The 25,512-nt window shown below is 70.6% G+C and carries 23 protein-coding genes and 1 tRNA gene; 12 read left to right on the top strand and 12 right to left on the bottom strand.

What is annotated here, in order from left to right; all coding sequences use genetic code 11:
- The first annotated feature begins 6 nt into the window (after positions 1-6).
- Together flgA and flgH are read left to right on the top strand one after the other, a co-directional pair.
- Positions 7-1,071 (top strand): flagellar basal body P-ring formation chaperone FlgA, encoded by a 1,065-nt coding sequence (gene flgA / locus ABZT49_RS03630; RefSeq protein WP_355283148.1) that lies wholly within the window; start codon positions 7-9, stop codon positions 1,069-1,071.
- 11 nt (positions 1,072-1,082) lie between these two features.
- Positions 1,083-1,820 carry a flagellar basal body L-ring protein FlgH gene (gene flgH, locus ABZT49_RS03625; RefSeq protein ID WP_109973309.1) on the top strand — a complete coding sequence of 246 codons (738 nt, stop codon included), beginning with the start codon at positions 1,083-1,085 and terminating at the stop codon, positions 1,818-1,820.
- 221 nt (positions 1,821-2,041) lie between these two features.
- On the opposite strand, the gene dksA is transcribed toward flgH, so the two are convergent.
- From dksA to ABZT49_RS03600, 5 genes are all read right to left on the bottom strand, one after another.
- Entirely contained in the window at positions 2,042-2,461 is a 420-nt protein-coding gene (gene dksA / locus ABZT49_RS03620) for an RNA polymerase-binding protein DksA (protein ID WP_060847286.1), read from the bottom strand.
- Between the two features lie 160 nt (positions 2,462-2,621).
- Positions 2,622-3,653, bottom strand: a complete 1,032-nt coding sequence (locus ABZT49_RS03615; RefSeq protein ID WP_355283145.1) for a hypothetical protein — start codon at positions 3,651-3,653, stop codon at positions 2,622-2,624.
- A gap of 13 nt (positions 3,654-3,666) precedes the next feature.
- Complete coding sequence (locus ABZT49_RS03610; protein WP_355283142.1) at positions 3,667-5,043, bottom strand: MBOAT family O-acyltransferase; 1,377 nt, start codon at positions 5,041-5,043, stop codon at positions 3,667-3,669.
- Positions 5,044-5,168: 125 nt separating this feature from the next.
- On the bottom strand, positions 5,169-6,848 hold the full coding sequence (locus ABZT49_RS03605) for a methyl-accepting chemotaxis protein (RefSeq protein WP_355283139.1): 1,680 nt from the start codon (positions 6,846-6,848) through the stop codon (positions 5,169-5,171).
- A gap of 187 nt (positions 6,849-7,035) precedes the next feature.
- Positions 7,036-7,452: a flagellar assembly protein FliX gene (locus ABZT49_RS03600; RefSeq protein ID WP_355283136.1), complete on the bottom strand. Its 417-nt coding sequence runs from the start codon at positions 7,450-7,452 to the stop codon at positions 7,036-7,038.
- A 234-nt stretch (positions 7,453-7,686) separates the two neighbouring features.
- On the opposite strand from ABZT49_RS03600, the gene ABZT49_RS03595 reads away from it, so the two are divergent.
- From ABZT49_RS03595 to ABZT49_RS03585, 3 genes are read left to right on the top strand one after another with little or no spacing between them, the layout of a single operon-like run.
- Positions 7,687-8,790: a flagellar basal body P-ring protein FlgI gene (locus ABZT49_RS03595; protein WP_355283134.1), complete on the top strand. Its 1,104-nt coding sequence runs from the start codon at positions 7,687-7,689 to the stop codon at positions 8,788-8,790.
- Positions 8,791-8,843: 53 nt separating this feature from the next.
- On the top strand, positions 8,844-9,206 hold the full coding sequence (locus tag ABZT49_RS03590; protein WP_355283131.1) for a rod-binding protein: 363 nt from the start codon (positions 8,844-8,846) through the stop codon (positions 9,204-9,206).
- A complete protein-coding gene (locus ABZT49_RS03585) occupies positions 9,199-9,681 on the top strand; it encodes a hypothetical protein (protein ID WP_355283129.1) in 483 nt (160 codons plus the stop codon). The genes ABZT49_RS03590 and ABZT49_RS03585 overlap by 8 nt, the downstream gene beginning before the upstream one ends.
- A 92-nt stretch (positions 9,682-9,773) precedes the next feature.
- Here the strand turns inward: ABZT49_RS03585 and ABZT49_RS03580 are convergent, their stop codons facing one another.
- Both ABZT49_RS03580 and ABZT49_RS03575 read right to left on the bottom strand, forming a co-directional pair.
- Positions 9,774-10,121 (bottom strand): hypothetical protein, encoded by a 348-nt coding sequence (locus ABZT49_RS03580; RefSeq protein WP_355283126.1) that lies wholly within the window; start codon positions 10,119-10,121, stop codon positions 9,774-9,776.
- 374 nt (positions 10,122-10,495) lie between these two features.
- Complete coding sequence (locus ABZT49_RS03575; protein WP_355283123.1) at positions 10,496-11,701, bottom strand: iron-containing alcohol dehydrogenase; 1,206 nt, start codon at positions 11,699-11,701, stop codon at positions 10,496-10,498.
- 328 nt (positions 11,702-12,029) lie between these two features.
- Between ABZT49_RS03575 and ABZT49_RS03570 the strand changes: the two genes are divergently transcribed.
- From ABZT49_RS03570 to ABZT49_RS03555, 4 genes are all read left to right on the top strand, one after another.
- Positions 12,030-13,238, top strand: coding sequence for an ABC transporter substrate-binding protein (locus ABZT49_RS03570; RefSeq protein WP_355283120.1), 1,209 nt, complete (start codon positions 12,030-12,032; stop codon positions 13,236-13,238).
- 117 nt (positions 13,239-13,355) lie between these two features.
- Entirely contained in the window at positions 13,356-13,943 is a 588-nt protein-coding gene (locus ABZT49_RS03565) for a glutathione S-transferase family protein (protein WP_355283118.1), read from the top strand.
- Positions 13,944-14,056: 113 nt separating this feature from the next.
- Positions 14,057-14,989 carry a LysR substrate-binding domain-containing protein gene (locus tag ABZT49_RS03560; RefSeq protein ID WP_355283116.1) on the top strand — a complete coding sequence of 311 codons (933 nt, stop codon included), beginning with the start codon at positions 14,057-14,059 and terminating at the stop codon, positions 14,987-14,989.
- An 81-nt stretch (positions 14,990-15,070) separates the two neighbouring features.
- Positions 15,071-15,442 (top strand): hypothetical protein, encoded by a 372-nt coding sequence (locus ABZT49_RS03555; RefSeq protein ID WP_355283113.1) that lies wholly within the window; start codon positions 15,071-15,073, stop codon positions 15,440-15,442.
- A gap of 201 nt (positions 15,443-15,643) precedes the next feature.
- Here ABZT49_RS03555 and ABZT49_RS03550 read toward each other — a convergent pair whose 3' ends face one another.
- From ABZT49_RS03550 to ABZT49_RS03540, 3 genes are all read right to left on the bottom strand, one after another.
- On the bottom strand, positions 15,644-17,440 hold the full coding sequence (locus tag ABZT49_RS03550) for a hypothetical protein (protein ID WP_355283111.1): 1,797 nt from the start codon (positions 17,438-17,440) through the stop codon (positions 15,644-15,646).
- Positions 17,441-17,454: 14 nt separating this feature from the next.
- Positions 17,455-19,326, bottom strand: a complete 1,872-nt coding sequence (gene flgK, locus ABZT49_RS03545; protein ID WP_355283109.1) for a flagellar hook-associated protein FlgK — start codon at positions 19,324-19,326, stop codon at positions 17,455-17,457.
- Positions 19,327-19,691: 365 nt separating this feature from the next.
- Positions 19,692-21,065 carry a flagellar hook-basal body complex protein gene (locus ABZT49_RS03540; RefSeq protein WP_355283107.1) on the bottom strand — a complete coding sequence of 458 codons (1,374 nt, stop codon included), beginning with the start codon at positions 21,063-21,065 and terminating at the stop codon, positions 19,692-19,694.
- Between the two features lie 235 nt (positions 21,066-21,300).
- Here ABZT49_RS03540 and ABZT49_RS03535 point away from each other — a divergent pair, with 235 nt between their 5' ends.
- Positions 21,301-21,771, top strand: coding sequence for a BLUF domain-containing protein (locus tag ABZT49_RS03535; RefSeq protein WP_355283104.1), 471 nt, complete (start codon positions 21,301-21,303; stop codon positions 21,769-21,771).
- A 173-nt stretch (positions 21,772-21,944) separates the two neighbouring features.
- On the top strand, positions 21,945-22,397 hold the full coding sequence (locus ABZT49_RS03530; RefSeq protein ID WP_355283102.1) for a response regulator: 453 nt from the start codon (positions 21,945-21,947) through the stop codon (positions 22,395-22,397).
- 44 nt (positions 22,398-22,441) lie between these two features.
- On the opposite strand, the gene ABZT49_RS03525 is transcribed toward ABZT49_RS03530, so the two are convergent.
- Positions 22,442-24,055: a peptide chain release factor 3 gene (locus ABZT49_RS03525; protein WP_355283099.1), complete on the bottom strand. Its 1,614-nt coding sequence runs from the start codon at positions 24,053-24,055 to the stop codon at positions 22,442-22,444.
- Between the two features lie 176 nt (positions 24,056-24,231).
- Positions 24,232-24,987 carry an SDR family oxidoreductase gene (locus tag ABZT49_RS03520; RefSeq protein ID WP_355283097.1) on the bottom strand — a complete coding sequence of 252 codons (756 nt, stop codon included), beginning with the start codon at positions 24,985-24,987 and terminating at the stop codon, positions 24,232-24,234.
- A gap of 200 nt (positions 24,988-25,187) precedes the next feature.
- Between ABZT49_RS03520 and ABZT49_RS03515 the strand changes: the two genes are divergently transcribed.
- Positions 25,188-25,262 (top strand) — tRNA-Gln (locus tag ABZT49_RS03515).
- Positions 25,263-25,512 lie beyond the last annotated feature (250 nt).

Raw genomic sequence — 25,512 nt, 5'->3', positions numbered from 1 at the left:
GCTCCGATGATCGATCTCGCGCCCGTCGTCCGCGCTCCCGCCCGTCGGGACGCCCGCCGCGCCCTGCTCGGGCCCGGCATCCTCTCGCGCACCGCGCTCACGCTACTGGCGCTCGGCTTCCTCACCCTGCCGGTGCTGGCGGAAGGCGCCCGCCTCGCGCTCAAGGGCGACATCACCGCCGAGCGCGACGTGATCACGCTCGGCGACCTCGTCGCCGGGGCGCCGCCAGCGCTCGCCCAGAAGGCGCTGTTCCGGGCGCCCGCGCTCGGCACCTCCGGCACGATCCAGGTCCGGCGCATCGTCGAGGCGACGGCCGGGCTCGGGCTCGACGCGCCGGAGAGCGGCGGCCGGCTCCAGATCTCGGTCCAGCGCGCGGCCCGCCGCATCGCTGCGCCTGAGATCGAGGGCGCCGTGAAGGCGGCGCTCGCCAAGGTCCGCGGCCTCGATGCCGGCTTCGTCACGGTCGCCTTCGAGGGCGAGCCGCCTCTGCTCACCGTGCCGCCGGACCTGATCGCGTCGGTGACCGCGCAGGAAGTCACCTACGATCCGCGCAGCCGCCGGGTCTCCGCCCTGGTGGTGGTGGGCGAGCGCCAGGCCTCGCTGCGGGTCTCGGGCCAGGTGGTCGAGATGGCCGACGTCGCGGTGCTGACCCGGGCGGTCAACCGGGGCGAGACGCTGTCGGCCCCCGACATCGCGGTCGAGCGCCGCCCGCGCGAGGGCCTGCCGGCCGACAGCGCGGCGGATGCCGCCGCCTTCATCGGCCAGGTGGCGCAGAAGTCGCTCGGGGCCGGCACGGCTTTGCGCGCCGGCGAGCTGAGCCGGCCCGACCTCGTCGCCCGCGGCGAGGCGGTCACCATCGTGTACGAGACCCCCGGCGTGGCCCTGGCCCTGCGCGGCCAGGCCCGCGAGGGCGGTCCCCTCGGGGCGGTGATCGGGGTGATCAACCCGGTCTCCAAGAAGGTGATCCAGGCCACCGTGATCGGCCCCGGCCGCGTCACCGTGGCGCCGATCATGCCCGTGGCGGCGGCGGCCCCGGCCGCCCCGGCCCGGCTCGCCTCGGCCCGGCCGTGAGGAGGCTTGCGATGACCGTGACCCGCCTCGCCCTCCTCTGCTTATCGGGCGCATTGCTCGCCGGCTGCAACACCGCCGACCGGCTCACCAATATCGGCGCGACGCCGGTGCTCTCGGCGATCGACGACCCGACCGCGCAACCGGGCTACCGCCCGGTGCGGCTGCCGATGCCGGACGTGCAGCCGGTCTCCTACGCCTCGAACTCGCTCTGGCGCACCGGCTCGCGCGCCTTCTTCAAGGACCAGCGCGCCGCCAAGGTCGGCGACCTCGTCACGGTGAAGATCAACGTCACCGACAAGGCGAACCTGAACAACGAGACCAAGCGCTCGCGCTCGAACAGCGAATCGTTCGGGATGCCGAACGCCTTCGGCCTCGAGACCAAGACCAAGCTGCTCGCCGGCATCGATCCGGCGAAGATGCTGACGACCGACTCCACCACCTCGAACGATGGCGCCGGCTCGGTGCAGCGGGCCGAGACGGTGACCACCAACGTGGCGGCGATCGTCACGCAGGTGCTGCCGAACGGCAACCTGGTGCTGGAAGGCCGCCAGGAGATCCGCATCAACTTCGAGGTGCGCGAATTGATCGTCGGCGGCGTGGTGCGGCCGGAAGACATCGAGTCCGACAACACGATCGATTCGAGCAAGATCGCCCAGGCCCGCATCGCCTATGGCGGCCGCGGCCAGATCACCGACGTGCAGCAGCCGCGCTACGGCCAGCAATTCCTGGACATCGTGCTGCCGTTCTAGCGAACGGAACGTTCGCACCGAACGGTGCCGTTCTGACGAGCGGTCACCAGAGATCCCGCACCGGTCGGCCCGCTCCCCCCTTGAGCCGCCCGGACGCGGCGCGGCCCCGGCACTCCCCGCCGGGGCCGCTCTCGTTTCTCAGTACTGCAAGGATGAACCGCACGGGCGCAGCGCGTGAACCCTCCCCCCCTCTGCGGGGGAGGGTTCAAGAGCGGTGACCCTCAATCGTCCCGGTACACCCGCTCCCGGCGCTCGTGGCGCTCCTGGGCCTCCAGCGAGAGGGTCGCGATCGGCCTCGCCTCCAGGCGCTTGAGCGAGATCGGCTCGCCGGTCTCCTCGCAATAGCCGTAGGAGCCGTCCTCGATCCGGGACAGGGCCGCGTCGATCTTGGCGATCAGCTTGCGCTGCCGGTCCCGCGCCCTGAGCTCGATCGCCCGGTCGGTCTCCGACGAGGCGCGGTCGGTCAGGTCGGGGTGATTCTCGTTCTCGCTCTGCAGCGCCACCAGGGTGTCCTGGGCCTCGCGCAGAATGTCTTGTTTCCAACCCTGGAGCTTGCGCCGGAAATACTCCCGCTGACGCTCGTTCATGAAGGGCTCGGCGTCATTGGGGGCATAACCCTCCTCGATCACGATCTTCGCCATCGCGCCCCTCGGAAAACCGCTGTTGTCCTGACCGCAGCCGGCATCATGGCCGCGGCCCACTTGGCGCAGCCCTATAATTGAGGCTGCACGACATCACAATGTCCCTGCACCGGCACGCAAGGACCGGACCAGGGGACGCCGGTGCCCTGCTGCAAACGTGTCACGGTCGTGGAGCATCTGTACCGGTCGCCCTCGCCTCCCGCAGGGCGGCGGCGATGTCGGCCTCGATGCGGCGGGCGAGCGGCTGGCGGTAGTGGCTGGCATCGAAGAACAGGGTGGAATCGTGCAATTCGGGCCGGTCGCCGGACCAGTCGACGACGCGGCCCCGCGGGGCGACCGCGCCGGCGAGCGCGGCGCGGCAGGCGGCCTCCGCCGCGGCCCGGGGCGTGCCGGGCCGGGCCTTCGTCGCCGCGAAGACCGGCGGGAAGACCAGGACCAAAGCCGTGTCCGGGCTCAAGCGCTCCGCCAGGGCGCGTAAGGCGGCCGCCGCCGGGAAGTCGGGCCCGCCCTCCCCCGGATCGGGATCGGCCGGAGCCTGCAGCGCGCGGGAGGCGACCCGCGCCGGCATGTCGGGATCGCCGAGGGCGAGGTAATCCGGCTCGTAATCCCAGTAGCCGTCCGGCGCAGCCCGGCGCGGCGCGGTCCGCAGGGCCCAGCCGATCCGGTTGACGACCTCTCCGACGACGCGCACCCGCAGGAGGCCGCGCAGGTAGCTCGCCCAGTCCTCGGCGAGGAGCCAGGCCGGGAAGGGCCGCTGCATCGGCAGGGCCGGATCGCCGGTGCACCAGAACGAATCGGCCCCGATCACCAGGGCCCGCGCCCGCGGATGGTGGCGCAGGAAGTAGTCGGCGATGAGCAGTTGCTCGCCCGGCCCAGTGCCCGGCACCGCGAGCTGGACGAACGGGAGGCCGGTCGCCTCGCGCAGGTTCGCCGGCCGGATGAGCTGGATGTGCGAGTTGCCGATGATCGCCGCCGCGAAGGCCGGGTCGCGCCCCCGGCTCGCCGTGGCGGTGCGCGGCCCCTGCGGGCGCACGCCGTCGCGGTCGAGGAGCCGGGGCCGGCCGGTGTCGTAGGGATCGACCGCGAGCGCGAGCGCGAGGTAGCCGAGGAGCAGCAGCCCCGCCGCGACGACGAGGCGGACGGAGAAGCGGCGCCATGCGGCCTCGGGCGAGGCGGGAGGGTCAGCGCGCATCGGATCGGCCCCCTCAGAACTGGAAGTAGATGAACTCGTAATTGGCGTCGTCACCGATGCGCAGCAGCACCGCGACGAGGAGCACCGCGAAGGCGAGGGCCAGGGCCGGCCGCGGCGGCAGCCGGTGGACCGCCGCCCAGGCGGTCGGCCCGACCAGCGCCACCAGGGCGGCGGGCACGAAGGCGCGCCACTTGAAGCCGTGACCGACCGGCGCGAGGCCGAACAGCCCCTTGAACACCGCCATCGCCGCCTCGAAGCTGGTGGCGCGAAACAGCACCCAGGTCAGCGCCACGAAGGCGAAGGTGAGGGCCCAGCCGAGCAGCGCCGGCATCGGAAGCCCGGCCCGGCGCCACAGGGTGCCGGCCCCCAGCCCTGCGCCGTGCGCCGCCCCCCAGGCGACGAAGGTGAGGCCGGCGCCGTGCCACAGGCCGCCGAGCGTCATCGTGGCGAAGAGCGCGGCGATCTGAACGCCAAAACCCCGGCGGTTGCCGCCGAACGGGATGTAGAGGTAGTCGCGCAGGAAACGCGACAGGGTCATGTGCCAGCGCCGCCAGAATTCCCGCAGGGAGGTGGCGCGGTAGGGCACGTCGAAGTTCTGCGGCAGCACGATCCCGAACAGCAGCGCGAGACCCAGCGCCATGTCGGTGTAGCCGGAGAAATCGAAGTAGATCTGGAACGTGAAGGCGAGCGTGCCCTGCCAGGCCTCCGCCACGCTCACGACCTTGCCGGCGGCGGCCGCCTCGAAGACCGGATTGGCGTAGGCCGCGAGCGGATCGCCGAGGAAGACCTTCTTGGCGAGGCCGATGCAGAGCAGCATCAGGCCCCGCCCGATCCGCTCGGCGGCATCGGCGCGCGCGTAGGGCTTCTCGTCGAACTGGTGGAGGATCTCGCTCCAGCGCACCAGCGGCCCGGCGAGCACCTGCGGGAAGAACGCGATGTAGAGGGCGTAGCGCGTCAGGTCCATCTGCGGCGCCCGGCCGGCGCGCAGGTCGGTCAGGTACATCACGTGGTGGAAGGTGAAGAACGAGATGCCGAGCGGCAGGGCGAGGCTCGGCCGGGACAGGTCGTGGAGCCCCGGCAGGAGCGCCGCGAGGCCGGCGAGAAACCCCGCATACTTGAACAGGGCCAGGACCGCGAGGTTCGCCGCGATGGCGAGCGGGATCAGCAGGGCGGCGCGACTTCTCGCGAACCAGCGCGCGACGAGCCAGTTCAGCCCGATCGACGCCACCAGCAGCGGCACGAAAAACGGGTCCCACCAGCCGTAGAAGACGAGCGACAGGAGGACCAGCAGCGGCAGCCGCCAGCCCGGCCGGTGCAAGGCCACGAGGGCGTGGAGAACGAGCGCCACCGGCAGGAAGCCGAGGAGGAACGGGAAGGAATTGAACAGCATCGCGGCCGGGGTGACGCGGGTCTTCTGGGTGACGCGGGTCTTGCGGCGACATCAAGGCCGCCCGTCCCGAGCGGGCGCTGTTGTGGGGGAGCGGCGGTGGTGCGTCAACGGCCGGGCTGGCCCGCTCACGCCGCCCGCACGTCGCTCAGGAACCCGACTACCGCCCGCTGCAACTCCTCGGCGGAGCGGGACATCTCCTGCGCCGCGTCGAGAACCTGGGCCGCCGCCGCACCGGTCTCGCCGGCACCGTCGCGCACCGCGGCGATGGCGTCCGTCACGGCACCGGTCCCGCGGGAGACCTGCTGCACGTTCCGGGCGATCTCCTGGGTTGCCGCCCCCTGCTCCTCCATCGCCGCGGCGACGCCCGCCGCGATGCTGTCCATCGCGCCGATCCGCCGGCCGACCGCCGCGATGGCATCGACCGCCCCGCCGGTCCCGGCCTGGATCGCGCCGATCTGGCGGGCGATCTCCTCGGTGGCCCGCGTCGTCTGCTCCGCCAGGGCCTTGACCTCGGCGGCGACGACCGCGAAGCCCCGCCCCGCCTCGCCGGCCCGGGCCGCCTCGATGGTGGCGTTCAGGGCGAGAAGGTTGGTCTGGCCGGCGATCCCCGAGATTAGCCCGACGACGTCGCCGATCGCCCGGACGCCGGAGGCCAGGGCCTGCACCACCTCGTCCGAGCGCCGCGTCTCGTCCCGGGCGGCGGCAGCCATCCGGGCCGACTGGCCGACCTGGGCGGCGATCTCCTGGATCGAGGCGGCGAGTTCCTCCGTCGCGCTCGCCACGGTCTGCACGTTGGCCGACGTCTGCTCGGACACGGCCGCCACGGTCACCGACTGCCCGGTGGTCGCCTCGGCGGTGGCGGCCATCGTGCCGGCCGCCGCCTCCATGCCGGATGCGGCGACGGCGACGCCGCGGCTCAGCGCCATCGCGCGGGTCTCGAAAGCGCGGGTCAAGCCGTCGAGGTGCTCGGCGCGACGCATCTTCGCGTCAGCCTCCAGGGCTGCGGCGCGGTCCGCCTCCCGCTTGGTGGTCAGGGCGTCCTTGAACACCTGCAGGGCGCGGGCGAGCGTCCCGATCTCGTCCCGCTTGTCCCGGTCGGTGACCGTGACCGTGAGATCGCCGTTCGAGAGGGCCTGCATCTGGCCGGTGATGCGGGTCAGCGGCATCGAGACGCCGGCGAGCACGATCCGGCTGGCGATCGCGAGGGCGAGCGCCGCCACCAGCACCACCCCGAGCAGGATCCAGGCGAGCAGGCGGTAGAGGGCGTCGGCCGCTACCTCGCCGTCGCGCGCCTCGTCGAGCTGCAGGTCGACCAGGTCTCCCACCGCCTCGGAGATCGGGTCGATCGCCGGGTACAGGTCGCGGGTGACGAAGGCGGCGAGGCCGGGCGCGTCCTCGCTGCGCAGGAGGCCGACCAACCGGGCGATGACGGGCTTGGCGCGCGCCATCGCGGCCTCGACCTCCCGGGCGATTCGGGTCTCACGCGGGCTCATCACCTTGTTCCGGTAGGCCGACCAGTGATCGTCCACTTGCCCCAGGGCCTGCTCGACATTGCGCAGCGCCTCGGCCGCGGTCAGGCTGCCGGCGCGGCGCTTGTGCGAGGTGTCGACGATGTTGACGGCGTAGAGATCGGCGACCGACTTCAGGTCGCGCAGGGGCACGACGCGGCCGCTATAGATGTGCTCGATCGCGTCCCGCATCGCGGCGACACCCCACCCCCCGCCCCCAAGGGCCGCGGCGATCAGCCCAGCCAGGATCACCAGGAGCGCGACCAGCCTCCCGCGGATGGATGTGAGGACGCTCATCGACAGGGGCTCCGGCCTTGGAATGGCCGGAGCATTTCTTAGAAATTTGAAGGAATATCTAAAGATGCAAGCGAAGACAGCGGAAGTTTTTGGCGCAAGCTAGAAAATTCATCCTTCCAGCGCGTCGCCGTCTTTTCGCACCTGCATACGCCTTCCCTTCAGGAGGCTATGGTCATTCACCGGCCCGTCAAGTCCCCGCCATCCCGAGCTTCGCCAGCTCGACCTGCGCCCGCAATTCGATCTGGCCGATCAGGTCGTCGAGGCGGGGATCGCCGGTGGTGCCGTTGCGTTCGGCGAGGCGGCCGGCGATGGCCTGCAACTCGCTCGCGGCGACGCGGCCGCCGAGCAGGGCGGCCTTGAGGCGGTCGAGGGAATCGAGGAGGTCGTGGCCGCGCTTCGTCGCCCGGCGGCGGCGGTCGGCGGCGATCTCATCCTGGCCCTGGAGGGTCAGGATGGCACTGAGGTTGGCGAGCGGCATCGCGCTGCCGGCGCTGGTCGGTCCCCGCGCGCCCTCCGTGCCGAGGGTGAACACGCCGCCTGCCGGCAGGGTGCGCGAGCCGGCCCCCGACAGGGGGGTGGCCGCGAGGCGGGTGTCGACACGCATGGGATCGGGTCCGGGTCACGAAGGTTCGCTTCTGTCCCGCAAACCTCGCCCCGGTATGGTGAATGCGCCGTAAACGAGGCGGCAGATCTTGCCGCCAGGCGAAAACGACCGGGCCCGGGACGCCCGCCGCCGGCGAGTGCGAGAAACGGATCGGTAACCTTACCAGAGACTTACGGGTGGCGCGGGGGCTGGCACGGTCCTGGCAATCTGCCCTTCGAGTTTCGGGACCCCGTCATGCGCCTTCGCCTCCTCGTCCTCGCCTTTCTGGCCCTCGTCGCCGCCCAGCCCGCCCTCGCCCTGTCGCGGGTGAAGGACCTCGCCAGCGTCGAGGGCATGCGAAGCAACCAGCTCATCGGCTACGGCATCGTGGTCGGGCTCAACGGCACCGGCGACACGCTCAACAACGCGCCCTTCACCAAGCAGTCGGTGCAGGCGATGCTGGAGCGGCTCGGCGTCAACACGCGGGGCGCCACGATGCGCACCGCCAACCTCGCCGCCGTGATGGTGACGGCGAACCTCCCCCCCTTCGCCGCGCAGGGCACCCGGATCGACGTCACGGTGTCGTCGCTCGGCGACGCCAAGTCGCTCCAGGGCGGCACGCTGCTGGTCACCCCGCTGCTCGCCGCCGACGGCGAGGCCTATGCGGTGGCGCAAGGGTCGCTCGCCATCGCGGGCTTCCAGGCCGAGGGCGACGCGGCCAAGATCACCCGCGGCGTGCCGACCAACGGGCGCATCGCCAACGGGGCGGTGATCGAGCGCGAGATCGCCTTCAAGCTCAACGAGCAGAAGTGCCTGCGCCTGTCGCTGCGCAACCCCGACTTCACCACCTCAAAGCGCATCGCCGCAGCGATCAACGACTTCATGGGCGCCGACACCGCCGAGCCGACCGACCCCTCCACGGTCACCCTGCAGGTGCCGGCGCGCTACCAGGGCAACATGATCCGGCTGCTCACCGAGGTCGAGCAGCTGAAGGTCGAGCCCGACCAGACCGCCCGGGTGGTGATCGACGAGCGCTCCGGCATCATCGTGATGGGCCGCGACGTGCGGGTCTCCACCGTGGCGGTCGCCCAGGGCAACCTCACCGTCACCATCACCGAGCAGCCGCAGGTGAGCCAGCCGGCGCCGTTCTCCAACGGCGAGACCGTGGTGGTGCCGCGCACCGCCCTCAAGGTCGATGCCGGCGAGAAGAACAAGCTCGCCCTGGTCAAGGAGGGCGTGACCCTGCGCGAACTGGTCGACGGGCTCAACGCACTCGGCATCGGCCCGCGCGACCTGATCTCGATCCTCCAGGCGATCAAGACCGCCGGCGCGCTGCAAGCCGACATCGAAGTGATGTGACGCCGGCCCCTCCACCCTGCCCTTCTTCTGTCGAACCCGAGGACTGAACGCCGATGCTACCGCTTGCTCCCCTCGCGGCCTCTGCCGGAATGGCGGTCGGCCAGGCCCTCGCCGGGGCCGCCGCCTCCGGGCTGTCGGCGCTCACCGGCAACACCACGGCACCCGCCGGCGACAAGACCAAGATCCAGAAGACCGCCAAGGATTTCGAGGCGATGTTCCTGGAGCAGAGCCTCGACGTGCTCAACCGCTCGCAGGGCACCGACGGGCCGCTTGGCGAGAACGGCACCGGCGGCGGCGTCTACCGCTCGATGCTCAACAAGGAATACGCCCAGTCGATCGTGAAGAGCGGCGGCATCGGCATCGGCGACCAGGTGATGCGCGAGATGCTGCGGCTCCAGGGAGGCGCCAATGGCTGAGGCCGTCCGCCCCGCCCCGGTCGCGGATGCCGCGGCCGCCGAGCGCCTCGTCGCCGAGACGCTGGGCACCATGCGCGAGCTCGAGACCCTGCTCGGGCGCGAGAGCGACCACATCCGGGTCGGGCGCCTCGCCGAGGGCCTGGCCGAGGCGCCGCAGAAGACGGCGCTCGCCGGCGCCTACCTCCAGGGCCTGCAGGCGGTGAAGGCGAATGCCGTGGCGCTCGCCCGCTTCGCGCCCGACGGCGTCGCGGCGCTCCGCGAGGCGCATGGCCGCTTCTCGGAGACGGTCGCGGCCAACCAGGCGGTGCTGGCGACCGCCCGGGCGATCTCGGAGGGCTTGCTGCGCAACCTCTCGACGGAGCTGACCCGCAACGCCGAGCCCAAGGGTTATGGGACCGGCTACGGCAGCCGGCCGGCCCCCTCCCCCTACGGCCACCGCCGCAGCGCGCCGCTGGTGCTGTCGCGCAGCCTGTAGGCTATGCATCATTCGCCGAAGTGGTCACCGGTTCGGCGGTAAGAATGATGCAAAATCAATAAACTAAGCAGAGTTGCGCCAGGCAACTCTGCTTAGTGGCTGGTGCCGAGGCGGATATAGGCCCGGGCCGGGCCGTAATCGGTCTGCGTCCGGGTGTCGATCGCGACCCGGCCGGAGGCGCTGACCACGCCGCGCGCCGCCCCGTCGAGCCCGGCCCCGGGGCGGGCGTGAACCGGCGTCCCGGCCTCGGCCCGCACCCGGCCACTGATCCGCATGCAGGGACCGCCGGGGACGACCCGGGTGAAGCCGGGCCCCTCGTGCGGGCAGGCCTCGGGCGCCTTGGCGATGGGGAGCTCGCGGATGTCGAGCGCGTAGGCCGGCAGGACCGCCACGGACGCCGCGAACAGGGCGGCCGCGAGGATCATCGATGTCGTGCGCATGAGCCGGCCCTCCCGTTCGGGGTGGAGAGAAGCATGGTGGGCGATGGCGCGCCATGGCGTGGGGGACACGCCCGCGGCGGGATTTCACGGGCCCGACCGTGGCGCGGGCGGGATCAGACGCATCGATCCTTCGGGTGACGAGCGACCAAGGCGTTGCTGAATTCTTCGCACCATCTCCGAACACTCAGGGTCATTCCGGGGCCGCGAAGCGGAGCCCGGAATCCAGAAACGCAGGTGGTGCTGAACGAGGCGAAAGGCGTTCCGCTCCATTCTCGACCTCCTGCGGTTCTGGGCGTGCCTTCGGCACCCCGGGCTCCGCTTCGCGGCCCCGGGATGACGCGGAGGACGTCAGATCCGCAGCGCGTATCGACCGACTACGCCACGCACCGCCCAAAGATCTCCTCCGCCTGCCTGACCGTCATCTTGCGCGCCGCCGGGCTCGCGATGATCGTGCGGTCGTGGGCGCTCGCCGGGTCGAAATCCTTGGCGGCGATGCCGGCATAGAGGCCTGGCACGGCGCGGAGCGCCATCTCGCGGACCCGGTCGCGGGGCAATTGCTCGGGGGTGAAGCGCTCCGGGAAGCCGATATCGGCGTAGAGCGCCCGCACCGCGTCGGCGCAAGATTCGATCATCTCCTGGCGCGACAGGCCCGTGGTCTCGACCTCCAAGGCCTCGGCGAGGGGGCGCACCTTGGCCGGCAGCACCGCGAGGTTGAACGCGATCACGTGCGGCAGTAGGACCCCGACGCCGTAGGGATGGGGCAGGTCGAGATGGCCCTCCAGCGGCAGCGACAGGGCGTGGCCGTGGCCGAGCCGGGCATTGCCGCAGGCGATGTTGGCCATGCAGGAGGCGACCAGGTTGTCCTCGCGGGCGCGGTCGTCGTCGGAATTGATCGAGGCGCGCAAGGAGGCGGCCTGGAGCCGCACGGCGGCGAGCGCCACCGCGTCGGTCAGCGGCGAGGCGATGCCGCTCAAATAGGCCTCGACGCCGTGGGTCAGCGCGTCGACCGCCGGCAAAGCCGCGACGTGCATCGGCAGCGAGCGCAAGGTGACAGGGTCGAGGATCGCCGCGTCGGGAAAGCTCAGGGGACCGCCGCCGAGGAGCTTCAGATGGCGCACCTCGTCCTTGACGATGGTCCATTGCGACACTTCCGAGCCGGAGCCGGCGGTGGTCGGCACCATGATCATCGGCAGCGCCTTGCGGTCGAACTGCCCGACGCCGGTGCATTCCGCCATGGGTTTGTGGTTCGTCGCCACGATGGCGATGCCCTTGCCGGTGCACATCACCGAGCCGCCGCCGATGCACACCACCCCGTCGATGCCGTCCCGGCGCACCCGCTCGCCCTGGTCGTCGATATGCGAGCAGCGCGCGTCGATCCCGCACTCGTCGAAGCGCGCGACCTTCAGGCCGGCGCCCTCCAGGGCCGCGAGCGCATCCGCGTGGAACCCCTGCGCCGAGATGACCGGATCGGACACGACCAGCACCCGCGTCATCCTGAGGTCGCGGGCGAGCGTGCCGATGGTGGCGAGCGCGCCGGACCCTGAGACGATCCGGGTCGGCATGTAGAAGCTGGTGATCATGCGGGCGTCTCCTCGGGGTGCGGGGCGCTTCGATGCGAACCCTCGCGGTCGTGCCGGCGGTGTCGCCCGCGGGCGGGCGTGCCGTCCAATACAAAGATCGGGCGCCAGCCATAGCCGGCGACGATGACGGGGCGCCGCACCCGCAGAGTCCTCACCGCCAAGGTCCGCAAGGTCACGTTCTGCCATACCGGGAAACGATGGCGGGGCGATGCGCAAACTATTGGACGGCGACTGCGCAGTGGCGCGATAAACCGGCCATCATCAAGCATCGCTCCGACGCTCCACGACGGGCGCCAGAAGACCGATGCCATCGCCGAGGAAACGCCCCATGCTCCGCACGCCCCTGACGCGACGCCTCGCCGTCGCCGGCCTGTTCGCCACGGTGCTGACCGCGCCCGTCCTCGCCGCCGAGACGCCGCTCCGCATCGGCGTGATCGAGGACCTGTCGGGGATGTATTCCGGCAATGGCGGGCCGAACATGGTGCTCGCCGCCACGATGGCGGCGGAGGATTTCGGCGGCAAGGTGCTGGGCCGACCGATCGAGGTGATCGGCGTCGACCACCAGAACAAGCCCGATATCGGCTCCGGCCTCGCCCGCCAGCTCGTTGACCAGCGCGGCGTCAGCGCCTTCGTGCTCGGCGGCGCCAGCTCGGTGGGGTTGGGCGTGCAGGCCTACGCCAAGGAGCGCAAGATCACCACGATGGTGACCGGCGGCTACGCCTCGCAATTCTCCGGCCCCGGCTGCTCGCCCTACGGCACGCAGTGGGTGCCCTCGACGGGCGAGCTCGCCAAGGCGGTGGCGGGCGCCGTGGTGCAGAGCGGCGGCAAGAAATGGTACTTCATCACCGCCGACTACGTCTTCGGCCACGGGCTGGCGGCGGATGCCGGCAAGGCGGTGAAGGCCGCGGGCGGCACGGTGGTCGGCGAGATCCGCCATCCGCTGGGCGCCACCGACATCTCCTCGCAGCTGATCCAGGCCCAGGCATCGGGCGCCGACGTGATCGGGCTCGCCAATGCCGGGCCGGACCTCGTCAACACCATCAAGCAGGCGCGGGAATTCGGCATCACCTCGAAGGTGGTGGCGATGCTGGTCTTCACCAACAACACCGTGGCGCTCGGCCTCGACGTGGCGCAAGGGATCCGCATGGCGGTGAACTTCTACTGGGACGCCAACGAGGCGAGCCGCGCCTGGGCCAAGCGCCTGATGGCCCGCAACGGCAACGTGGTGCCGACCATGGGCCACGCCGCCGCCTACTCCTCAGTGAGGCACTATCTCAGAGCCGTCGAGAAGGCCGGGACCGACGAGGCCGGCGCCGTCAACAAGGCGATGAAGGAGCTGCCGATCGACGACGGCTTCTACGGCAACCCGCGCATCCAGGCCAACGGCCGGGTGGTGATGGACATGATGCTCGTCGAGGTGAAGAGCCCGAAGGACTCGAAGAGCAAGGCCGATCTCTACCGCGTCGTCGAGACGATTCCCGGCGACACGCTGTTCACCCCCGCCGACAAGAGCGGCTGCCCCCTGACCACCGGCTAGAGCATTGCCCGATCGCGCTGCGATCGGGCAATGCTCTCGTTCTTTGATCTTGCTGCATTTTCTTCGACGAACCGGTATCCACTTCGTCGGAAAATGCTCTGACCGGAAACCCCCGCGATGAAGCTCTACGCCAACCCGACCTCGCCCTTCGTGCGCATCGTCCGCATGGCGCTGATCGAGAAGGGCCTGAACGAGGCCGTCGACACCACCTTCGTCGATGCCTGGGCCGACGACCCGACCTTCCTCGACGCCAACCCGGCCGGCCGCGTGCCGACCCTCGTCACCGACGACGGCACGCGGCTCACGGAAGCGCTGCTGATCCTCGGCCACCTCGACGCGACCGGGCCTGCGCCCGCCGTGCTGGCCGGCGGCCCCGCCGCGCTCTCGGCCGCGGGCGTCGCGATCGGGGTGTTCGACGCCGCGGTGGCGATCATCATCGGCCGCAAGTCGGCGCCGGACTTCGACACCGGCCTCGTCGGCAAGAAGCGCTTCCGCACCATGCAGGAGGGCCTGCGGCGCCTCGATGCGGCCTTCGACGGCAGCCAGGATTTCGGCCTGCCGGCGATCGCCGCGATCACGGCTTTGGACTACCTGGTGTTCCGCTTCCCCGACCACGACTGGCGCGGCCTCTGCCCGACGGTCGCGGCCTTCCGCGACGCGCATGCCGACCGTCCCTCGGTGCGGGACACCGTGCCGCGCGGATAAGCCGTTCCCGTCGCGCGCCATGCGGTCCCCCCCGGATCTCCTCTATCGTAGGGCTGACGGACATGACTCCGTCGGCACCGGCGGGAACCGGGGATCAGGGGGAAACCGGCGCGATGGAGCTTCGCCATCTTCGCTACTTCGTTGCGGTGGCCGACGATCTCAGCATCACCCGGGCGGCGGAGCGGCTGAACATCGCGCAGCCGGCGCTCAGCCACCAGATCAAGAGCCTCGAGACCGAGATCGGCACCGTCCTGCTCCAGCGCCTGTCGCGCGGGGTGGCGCTGACCGAGCCCGGCCGCGCCTTCGCGGACGATGCCCGGGCGGTGCTGGCCGCCGTCGACGCGGCGACGATCCGGGCCCGGCGCATCGCCACCGGCGATGTCGGCCAGATCCGCATCGGCTTCACCTCCTCGGCCTCGTTCCACCCCCTGGTGACCGGGGCGATCCGCGACTACCGCAGCGCCTATCCGGACGTGCAGGTCGAGCTTCTGGAGGAGACGACCGCGAGCCTGCTCGCCGCCTTCCGGGCCGGCCGGGTCGACGTCGCCTTCATGCGCCCGGACGAGGGCGAGGTCGACGATTTCTGGGCCCGCCACCTGTTCGACGAGCCGATGGTGGTGGCCCTGCCGGCGACCCATCGGCTGGCCACCGGGACCGACGGGGTGGAGCTCTCGGATCTCGCGAACGAGGGCTTCATCGTCTATCCGCGCCGCAACGGCCGGGCGCTCTACGACGGCATCATGGCGGCCTGCGCGGCGGCCGGGTTCTCGCCCCGCATCGCCCAGAACGCGCCGCAGCTCGCCTCGGTCGTCAACCTCGTGGCGACCGGCATCGCCCTCGCCATCGTCCCGCGCTCGATGGCGCGGCTGGCGACCGAGGGCGTGCGCTACCGCCCGATCCTCGGGCCTGCGCCGGTGGCGCCGATGACCCTGGTCCGACAGCCTGCGCCGGAGATGCCGCACCCGCGGATCTTCACGGAGTTGGTGCTGGCGCGGGTGAAGGGTGGGGCCGCGGAGGGATCCGCGTCGTCGCCGGAAGCCGTCTGATCGGGCACGCAACCTGCTGCGCCGAGGCTTTCCCTTTCTCGGGCTGCCCCCTATCCTCTACGGAAGGAGCTGCCGTCGCCGATGTTCGCCTTCGACACACTGAAGCTCGCTCGCGACCTGCGCGAGAATGCGGCCTTCTCGCCCGAGCAGGCGGAGGGGTTGGCTGCAGCGATCTCCTCGGCCATTCAGGACAACGTCCCGGCGAAATCCGAGACAGCGGCCGAGTTCGCCGCCGTTCGGTCGGAGATCGCTGTGCTCCGGACGGATATGAAGATGGAATTCACCGCACTTCGGGCGGAAGCCTCGGCGTTTCAGAAGGATGTCAGGAACGAGTTCGCCGCCGTCCGGTCGGAGATGAAGCTCCTCGAGCAGCGCATGACGATCAAGCTCGGTGCGATGCTCGCGGCCTTCGCCGGCATCCTCATCGCGGCGATGCGTTTCTTGATTCACTGACGGTCTGTTCGACTCGCCCGACGATCCTGTCACCCTCCGTGTCATCCCGGGGCCGCGCAGCGGATCCCGGGATCCATAAAAGCTGACGGTGGAGAACGAGGCCGGACGCGATCCGCTTCATCCTGGACCATCAGCTTTTATGGATCCCGGGCTCTCGACTGCATCGAGCCCCGGAATGACCGTGAGATTGCCCCCGAGACCTTACAGATAACTCGTCAACGTCAATTTCGACAGCATCGACGTCGCCTGATAGCTCGCCTGCAACTGAGTCTGCAGAGACAAAAGCTTCGTCGCCGCCTCCTCCGTCGAAACCGACTCCACACCATCCACGGTCTTCTGCAGCACCGCCTTGGTGGCCTTGTTCTGGCTCGTCTGGGTGTCGATCTGGGCCGAGGCGAGGCTCAGCTCGGAGGCGATGCCCTGGACCGAGGGCTGGCCGTCGGCGGGCTTGAGCAGGGTCTGGACCCGGCCCGCATAGGCGTCGAAGCGGGCGCTGTCGGTGTCGGTCTCGTCGAACGGGGTGGTGGCCAGCACCGCGAGGCCGCTCAGCGTGCCGCGGAAGGCGGATTCGTTGGCCTGGACGCCGATCGCCACCGACCGGTCGCCGGAGACCGGCACGGTCGCGGTCCGGCGCGGATCGGCGGAGGTGTCGTCGCCCTTGTACCAGATCAGGGTGCGGCCGCTCGGATCGGCGACGTAGCCGGTGGCATTGCCCGCCGCATCCGTCGCCACGCGACGCGGGCTCAAGCCCGGCGAGGACGAGCTGGAAAAGAAGTCGCTCGCCGCCCGCGTAGCGGAGCTCGCCGCGAGGTCGGTCCTGGCGCTGGCGTCGAGCGCGGTGGCGAGCGCCGACTTGAGGTTGGCGGCGGTGTCGTCCGGGCTCGCGCCGATGGCGAAGGTGCCGGTGGCCTTGCCGTCGGCGGACGCCTTCAGGCTGATCGTCTGGCTGGTGCCGTCGCGCAGCCCCACGGTGATCTGCACGCTGTCGCCAGCCTGGAGCCCCGCCCCGACCGTCACGGTCGCGGAGGCCGGGGTTCCGCCGGAGAGCGCCACGCCCGCGCCCGGCGGGTTCGCGCTCTGCACGCCGGTGACGGTCTTGCCCCCCAGAGCCGCGGTGAGGTTCTGCGCGCTCGCCGCCGCGTCAGTCCCGATCGCGAAGGTGCCCTCTCCGCCGATCCCCGCCGCCCGGGCGGTGAGATCGACGAAGCCCTGGCTGCCGTCCGGGTTCTGGACGCTCACCCGCACGATGTCGCCGTCCCTCGGCTGGCTGGCGAAGGACAGGGCGGCGGCGGCCGGCGCGCCGGCCTGGAACGCGACCGCGAGGCCGGCCGGGTTCGAGCTGACGGCCGCGGCGATCGTGAAGCCGAAATTCGCCCGCACGCCGGGGGATGCGCTCTCCGACAGGCTCACGCTCGCGCCCGAACCCGCAAGGTCGAGCCGCCCGATCCTCGGCGTGCCGGCGCCGAGGTCGGCGGCCTGGCGCTCGGCGATCACCGTGCGCACGCCGTCGAGGCCCGACGCCGGATCGCCGTCGAGGATGCGGGAGGCCGTCTCCACCGGCGCCCGGTCGGTGACCCGGCCGCCCAGGATATACTGGCCGCCGGTGCTCTGGTTGAGGGCGTCGAGGGCGCCGCCGAGATTGCCCGCCGCATCCTGCTGCAGGGTCGAGCGGGCGGTGGTGCCGGCGCCGGTGCGGGCGCTGACGAGGCCGTTCCAGGCCGAGGAACCGAGGGTCGCGATCTGCTGCACGCTGGCCGAGGCCAGGGCCACCCGGGTCGCGCCGGTGCCGGCCGCCGCGATGTAGCCGTCGAGCGCGCTGATCTGGGCGTGGGCCGACAGGCTCTGCGTGCGCCCGGTGCCGAGGCCGCCATAGGTCTCGGCGTTCCGGCCGCTGCCGATCTGGTTCGACAGCGTGCCGAGCGTCGTCTTCATCGCGACGAGGCGCTGGGTGTTGAGGTCGGCGGCGGCGGTACCGGCCGCGAAGGGGGCGATCGTCATCGCGGTCGGGCTTTCTAGATCCGGAGCAGGGTGTCGAGCATGTCGCGGGCAGCGGTCAGCACCCGGGCATTGGCGCTGTAGGCGGTCTGGAGCTGGATCAGCCGGGACATCTCCTCGTCCACGCTGACGCCGGACTCCTTCGCAAAGCGGCTCTGGGCCGAGGCCAGGGCGATGCTCTGGCCCTCGTCGAGCTGCTGCGCCTCGGCGCTGGCCGCACCGCGGGCGTCGACGACCGACTGGGCGAAGCCCACGACCGTCGTGACGCGCGGGGCGCTGACGCCGCCGATGCCGCTTGTTGCCGAGAAGGTCCGGGTGCCGCTCGTCAGAGCGTCGACGAGGGCCTGCGGCCGGGCGGTATCGCCCGAGGCGGTGGTGCCCGAGTAATTCACCAGGGTGGACGAATCGGCGCTGACCGCCGGGTTGACGGCGAGGCGCTGGGCGAAGCCCGTCAGGTGCGAGCCGCCCTCGAACGAGCCGGTGAACACGCCGTTGCCGGCTCCGGCATCGACGAACAGCGCGAACTGGCCGCTGCCGGTCTTGGTGTCGGACGCGCTCGTCGGCACCGTCACCGAGGCGCTGGCGCCGGTGAGCGCGAGGCTCGCGGGATCCGACAGGATCCGCACCGCGCCGGCGGCGCCCCCGGGCGTGGCCGTGACGGAGAAGCCGGTGCCGAGCACCGCGCCGATCTCGCCCGCGAAGGTCGAGGACCCGCCCGAGATGTCGACCGGCACCACCAGCGCCGTCGGGTCGTCGGTGAGCGCCGGATCGATCGGATCGGGCGCCGCGCCGTTCGTCGGCATCAGGATCAGGTTGCGGCCGACGCCTGCGGCGTTGCGCACGCCGAGCGTCACGGCGTTGCCGGCCTGGAGCCCGGTGAGGTCGATGTCGAAGCCGGTGAGCCCGTTGTCGGACACCGCACTGCCGGTCGCCGGGCGGTCGCTCGCCGCCCGCGACAGGCCGGAGGCGAGGTCGTCGAGCTGACGCTGCGCCTGGACCAGGGTGTCGTCGCGCAACGAGACCGCGGCGGCGATCGAGCCGGAGCGGATCGCCCCGGTGGCGACGAGGTCGATCCTGGCACCCGCCGGCGTCGTCGCCGTCACGGTGCCGACGCCGCGGGTGCTGGCATCGGCCGAGTACTGCGCCTCGGCGCTCAACGTCCCGCGGCCGTCGAAGGACAGGCTCGCCGCGGCCGTATGGTCGACGAGCGTCGCGCCCGAGGCGGTGAGCAGGGTGACCGAGCCGTCGCGCTGGTCGCTCACCTGCACGTCGAGATATTGCGACAGCGTGTTGATCGCCTGGTCGCGCTGGTCGAGGAGGTCGGCGGTGCCGGGATCGCTCGTCGAGGCGCCGGCGATCTTGCCGTTGAGGCCGGCAACCTTGGACAGGAGCGCGCTCGCCGCGGCGACGTCGCCGCCGAGCTGCGATTCGAGGCCGGTGCGCAGGTCCTGCACGCCCTGCGCGATCCCGGAGATCGTGGTGGCGACGGTCCTGGCGCCGCTCACGGCGGTCGCCCGCGAGGCGGCGGAGGTCGGGTCGCTCGTCAGCGCCTGGAGCGACTGCGTGAAGCTGTTCATCACCCCGTCGAGGGCGGAGCTGCTGCCCGGGGTGCCGTAGAGCGCGTCGAGCTGGCCCTGCACCTTCGCCGAGAGCCCGGTATAGGACGCCCCCGCGGTCTCGAGCCGCAGCTGCTTGAGCGAGACCGCGTCGAGGGTGCGGCTGATCGTGCCGGTGGCGACGCCGGCATTGCCGAGGGTCGAGACGGGGGTGAGGACGCGCTTGACGTAGCCGGCGGTGCCGGAATTGGCGACGTTCTGCGACACGAGGCCGATCGCCGCCTGCGTCACCTGCAGTCCGGCGGTCGAGGTGTTGAGGGCGTTGAGGGACATCGGTCGATATTCCGGGTGGGGAGGTGAGAGCCGGGTCGCGCCGCCGCACCCCTTTTGGGGCAGGCTCGCGCGGGCCGGCATCTCGCGGGCGGGCCGGAACCGGCCGGGCCGCCTTTTGCGGCCGAACGGGTCCCGGACAGCGGAGCACGAGGCCCCGCCGCGGGGCGGACCCGCATCGGCACGCCGATACGCCTCCGCCCGGATTGCTGTCGTGCCCGCAGCCTTTTGCCGCGAACCCGACGATCTCACTTCGCGAAACCTACCTTTTGCAGTATTCACCGAAGTGACTAACGGTCCGTTGCAATCGTGGCGACGAAACCGATAAACTTGAGCACGGCCCGAAAGCCATGCGACGGGACGCTGCCCTAGCGGATGACGTTGATCAGATCCGACATCATCTGCTGGGCGGTCGACATCACCCGGGTGTTGGCCGAGTAGGCCTGCTGGGTGACGATGAGCTTGGAGAACTCGCCGGCCGTGTCGGTGTTCGACTGCTCGACGTTGCCGCCGATGATCGTGGTGCCGGACAGCCCGGTCAGCGGCTCGCCGGATTCCGCCGTCTGGGCGTAGTTGCCGCCCGAGACCGCCTTGAGGGCGTTGGGCGCGTTGAACCGCGCCACCCCGACCTGCGCCAGCGCCACGTTGCTGCCGTTGGAATAGGTGCCGGTGAGCTTGCCGTCGCTCGTCACCGCGAGGGAGTTGAGGGTGCCGGCGGCGTAGCCGTTCTGCTGCAGGGTGTTGGTGGTGACCTGGCCGGTCGACGAGCCGTACTGGGTCAGGCCGCCGGCGCCGAAGTTCAGCGCCACCGCCCCGAGATTGGTCCCGTTCACCGTCACGTCGGGGATGCTGAGGCTGGTGCCGGTCGGCGCGGTGAGCTGGCCGCTGCCGTTGAAGGTGAAGGCGGTGCCGACGTTCTGCCAGGTTCCCGCATTGCTGCCGGTGGCGGTCTGGTTGGCGTAGTACAGGTTCCAGGTATCGCCGGTGCCGGCCGTCGTGTCGGCATTCGCGACCTTGGCCCAGCGCATCTGCACGCTCACCGGGGTGCCGGTGCCCGAATAGGCCGTGAGCTCGCCGCCCGCGACGCTCGAATTGACGAAGGCGGCCGAATCGGACGCCGCGACCGTCGGGGCCGTCGTCGCGGTGCCCGAGAGCACCCGGGGATCGCCGCCGGGCAGCGTGGCGAGGAGCGACGCGCCCGAGGTGGTGGTCGGGTTGCTCGGCAGGTTCGCCGCATAGGCGATGCTCGTTGTCGGCTTGGCCGCCAGGGTCGCGTCGGAGACCTTGATCGGCCCGGTGCCGGTCGATTGCCCGGTCGCCGGGTCGAGGCTCTGGCCGGTGAGATAGGCACCGGCGCCGTTGACGAGGTAGCCGTCCCGGTCGACCGAGAAGTCGCCGCGGCGGGTGTAGAGGTTGGTGCCCGAGAAGGTCGGCGTCCCGCCGCCGTTGCTCCCCGCGGTCTGCACCGTGAAGAAGCCGTCGCCGCTGAGCGCCATGTTGGTGGAGATGCCGGTGGCCGCCACGCCGCCCTGCAGGCTGTTGGTCAGCTGCGAGAAGGCGGCGACGCCGCCGGCGGCCTGCTGCTTGGCCGGCTGCTCGGTCAGCATGTCGACGAAGTCGGTGTCGATCCGCTTGTAGCCGACGGTCTGCGAGTTCGCGATGTTGCCCGAGATGTTCTCGAGGCTGAAGGCCTGGGCCTTGAGTCCCGAGACCGAGGTCTGCAGCGCGCTGAAAACGTCCATCTTCCCCAGCTCTCCGAAAATCCCGTCAGGATCACTTGGGGAAGGTTCCGCAAGCCGCGTGCCAAGGCCCAAGTCCTTGATTTTGCTGGAGGCTCGGACGCTCGCGCGGCAAAACCAGCCGGGTGCGGACAGTCCCCTGCGGCAAAATCTGCCGTGGGATGCGAGGGGTCGTGTTTACGCGGTGTTGAAGCTCTTGCCCTTAGCTGCCCTTCTGGACCGCGGCGGGACCAGGGATATGCGTACGAGCAAGCGAAGCAGCCTCATTCACCTGATCTACTTCTCGCGCGCCCAGCTCTCGGCCGAGCCGCGGGAGCGCGCGCGCCAGGTCACCGACATCGCCCGGCACGCGCAGAAGAAGAACGAGTTCTCCGTCATCACCAGCCTCCTGATCGTCGATCAAGGCTACTTCATCCAGATCCTCGAAGGGGAGCGGATGTCGGTGCAGGAGACGTTCCAGCGGATCGGCGGAGACATCCGCCACCGCGACGTGCACATCGTCGAGTGGCGCGAGATCGCCAAGCGCGAATTCGTGACCTCGTTCGCCTACGTGCTGCGCACGGCGGCCAACGATGCCCTGTTCCAGAAGGCCAACCTCGCGCCGATGCTCCAGCGTGGCACCCCGAAGGCCAGCACGATCCACGCCCTCGCCCAGGCCCTCCAGGCCGACACCATGGCCAAGCAGGGGATCGACCATCTGTTCGTCTGAGCGGCCGGCAATGGCAGCCCTGAATTGGCAGCCTCACGCGTCGTCCGCTCAGGTTCTCGATTCGTCGCAGGCTGTCGCGAAGCCGGCTACCGATTTTCGCGAGGCGCCTGTCCGGGGGCCGCCGGGAGCCCCCGGTGGTCCGACATGAAACCTCATTCCGCTGGCTGGTTCCGATGAGCGAAGCACCCCCGATCCTGATCGTCGACGACCAGGTCAAACTCGTCCGCTTGGTGACCGAATTGATGAGCCGCCTCGGCTTCCCGGAGGTCGACGGCGTGGTCGACGGAACGCAGGCGCTCGAGCAGCTGCGCGTCAAGCGCTACGGCCTGGTGATCTCCGACCTCGAGATGGAGCCGATGGACGGGATCCAGCTCCTGCGAGAGATCCGGGCCGACGACCAGTTGATGAACATGCCGTTCATCCTGACCGAGACCTCGTTCAGTTTCGAGGACATCAACGTCGCCCACCTCGCCGGGGCCGACGCCTTCATCCTCAAGCCGTTCGACCTGTCGCTCCTGAAGACGAAGCTGAAGCAGGTGCTCAACGGCCGGCCGCGCAAGCGCGAGACGCCGGTGGGCCCGATCTCGAGCCTCAACGTCGACTTCCCGCTGCTCGGCAAGCTCTAAAAGATCCCGGCGCCGCCCCGTCACGGGGCGGGACCGGAGGGCCCTCAGGCCCGCCGCTTCTGGTAGTCCTTGACGTCAGTGAATCGGATCGCGGGCGCCCGCTCCTCCTCGTAGCGCAGCGAGAAGCCGGTGGTCGCCATGTAGACCGGCGCCCCATCGAGATCGCTCGCCATCGACGAGCCGTGCGAGCCGATGAACTTGTCGAGCTCGGCCTGATCCTCCGATTCGATCCAGCGGCAGATGGTGAAGCGGGTCGGCTCATAGTCGATCGGCAGGCCATACTCGGCCTGGAGCCGCTCCTTGAGCACATCGAGCTGCAGCGCGCCGACGACGCCGACGATCGCGCCCGAACCGTCCTGCGGCAGGAAGAGCTGCACCACCCCCTCCTCCGCCATCTGCTGCAGCGCCTCGCGCAGCTTCTTGGCCTTCATCGCGTCGGTGAGCTTGATCCGGCGCAGGATCTCGGGGGCGAAGCTCGGCACGCCGCGGAAGACCAGCTCCTCGCCCTCGGTCAGCGTGTCGCCGATGCGCAAAGTCCCGTGGTTGGGGATGCCGACGACGTCGCCCGCATAGGCCTCGTCGGCGATGGCCCGGTCCTGGGCGAAGAAGAATTGCGGCGCCGAGAGCGAGATCGGCTTGCCGGTGCGCACCAGCCGCGCCTTCATGCCGCGGCTGAGCTTGCCGGAGCAGACCCGCATGAAGGCGATGCGGTCCCGGTGGTTCGGGTCCATGTTCGCCTGGATCTTGAACACGAAGCCGGTCATCTTCGGCTCGGTCGGCGAGACGGCGCGGATGTCGGCGTCCTGGCCGCGCGGCGGCGGCGCCACCTCGGCCAGCCCGTCGATCAGGTCGCGCACACCGAAATTGCGCAGCGCGCTGCCGAAGAAGACCGGGGTCAGGTGGCCCTCGCGAAACGCCTCGAGGTCGAACGGCTTGCAGCCGCCCTCGGCGAGTTCCGCCTCCTCGCGCCAGGTCGCGGCGTCCCCGGCCTCCGGCAGCAGGGTGTCGAAGAGCGGATCGTCGAGGCCCGTCACCGGCACCGTGCCGGCATCGTCCGCCGCGTCGAGCCGGCGGACCCGGCGCCGCAGCAGGTCATAGGTGCCGGCGAAGCTCCGGCCGCGCCCGATCGGCCAGGTGACGGGTGCGACGTCGAGGGCGAGCGTCTTCTCGATCTCGTCGAGGAGGTCGAAGGGGTCGCGCGATTCCCGGTCGAGCTTGTTGATGAAGGTGACGATCGGGATGTCGCGCAGGCGGCAGACCTCGAACAGCTTGCGGGTGCGCGCCTCGATGCCCTTGGCCGCGTCGATCACCATCACGGCGGAATCGACCGCGGTCAGCGTCCGGTAGGTGTCCTCCGAGAAGTCCTCGTGGCCCGGCGTGTCGAGCAGGTTGAAGACGCAGTCGCCGTACTCGAAGGTCATGACCGAGGTGACGACCGAGATGCCGCGCTCCTTCTCGATGCCCATCCAGTCCGAGCGGGTCGAGACGCGGTTGCGCTTGGCCTTGACCTCGCCGGCGAGCTGGATCGCGCCGCCGAACAGCAGCAGCTTCTCGGTCAGCGTGGTCTTGCCGGCATCCGGGTGCGAGATGATCGCGAAGGTGCGGCGCCGGGCGACCGGATCGGCGGGGGCGCGCGGGGCGTCTGTCTGCATCAGCATGGGAGGTGTCTGGCCCGGACCCGGGTTTACCGTCTCGGGTCCGTCGGGCCCGGTCGTCGGTGAGGAGGTGAAGCCCCGATATGGGGAGGCGCGGGCGCCTGTCACCGGCACCCGCGCCGCCTCTCTACCCCAAGCCGGCGCCGGAGGGCCAGAGGCCCCGCCCGGGCGGGGCGCCTTCAGCCGCGGCCGATGAACGGCATCTTCGTCGCCATCACGGTCATGAACTGCACGTTGGCGTCGAGCGGCAGGCTCGCCATGTAGACCACCGCGTCGGCGACGTGCTTGGCATCCATGGTCGGCTCGGGGCGGGTCGAGCCGTCGGGCTGGGGCACGCCCGCCTGCATGCGCACGGTCATGTCGGTGGCGGCGTTGCCGATATCGACCTGGCCGCAGGCGATGTCGTGGGCGCGCCCGTCGAGGGAGGTCGAGCGGGTCAGCCCGGTGATCGCGTGCTTGGTGGCGGTGTAGGGCGCCGAGAACGGCCGCGGCACGTGGGCCGAGATCGAGCCGTTGTTGATGATGCGCCCGCCGCGCGGCTGCTGCTTCTTCATCAGCCGGAACGCGCCCTGGGTGCACAGGAAGGCGCCGGTGAGGTTGGTGTCGACCACGGCCTTCCAGGTCGCAACGGGCAGTTCGTCGAGCTCGACCGGCGGGGCGCCGATGCCGGCATTGTTGAACAGCACGTCGAGGCGGCCGAACGTCTGCTCGACGCGGGAAAAGAGTTCGGCCACCGAGGCCTCGTCGCCGATATCGGTCGGCTGCGCGAGCGCGCGCCGGCCCTTGGCCTCGATCTCGGCGGCCACCGCCTGCAGCGGCTCGGGACGGCGCCCCGACAGCACCACGTCGTAGCCGGCCTCCGCCAGCCCGAGCGCCACCGCGCGGCCCACCCCCGAACCGGCCCCGGTCACCAGCGCGACCTTCTGCGTGCTCATCGGCCCTCTCCTCCCCTCGTCGTTGATCGTTGCGGCGCTTCGCGCCGTCCGGTCGTTGATGGTTCGCGGCGCTCCGCGCCGTTCGCAAGGCCCGGCATACACGAGCCCGAAAGCCCCTCCAACCGCCGCCTTCTCCGCCAAGCGCAATGCCCCGGTTGCCAGCACCGCCCCACCCGGCTATGGAAGCGCCAGCCGCGCGTTGGGGCGTCGCCAAGCGGTAAGGCAGCGGTTTTTGGTACCGCCATTCCCAGGTTCGAATCCTGGCGCCCCAGCCAAGCCTTTAGAGCACCTATTTTTCTGTGCTCTATCAGCGACTTAGAAACCCGCGCCTTGCTCCTGCGTACCAAGCTGCGTACCAAAGCAGTACCGTGTCGCGTGGAGGCTTGCCCTTGTTCAGGACGCTGAAGGCCATAGGCTCTGATTGGGATTGGGATTGGGATTGCCCCGTTTCTGTGGACGGTTATGGGGCTTGGCTGACCAGGGTCCCGGTTGCGGGTTTTGGGCGATGCTCCTGTTCGTAGACGA

Origin of the sequence: Methylobacterium sp. EM32, from assembly GCF_040593685.1 — a bacterium.
Taxonomy (GTDB): Bacteria; Pseudomonadota; Alphaproteobacteria; order Rhizobiales; family Beijerinckiaceae; genus Methylobacterium.
The sequence above is the reverse complement of the archived record's forward strand: the minus strand, read 5'-3'. Positions and strand labels throughout refer to the sequence as shown.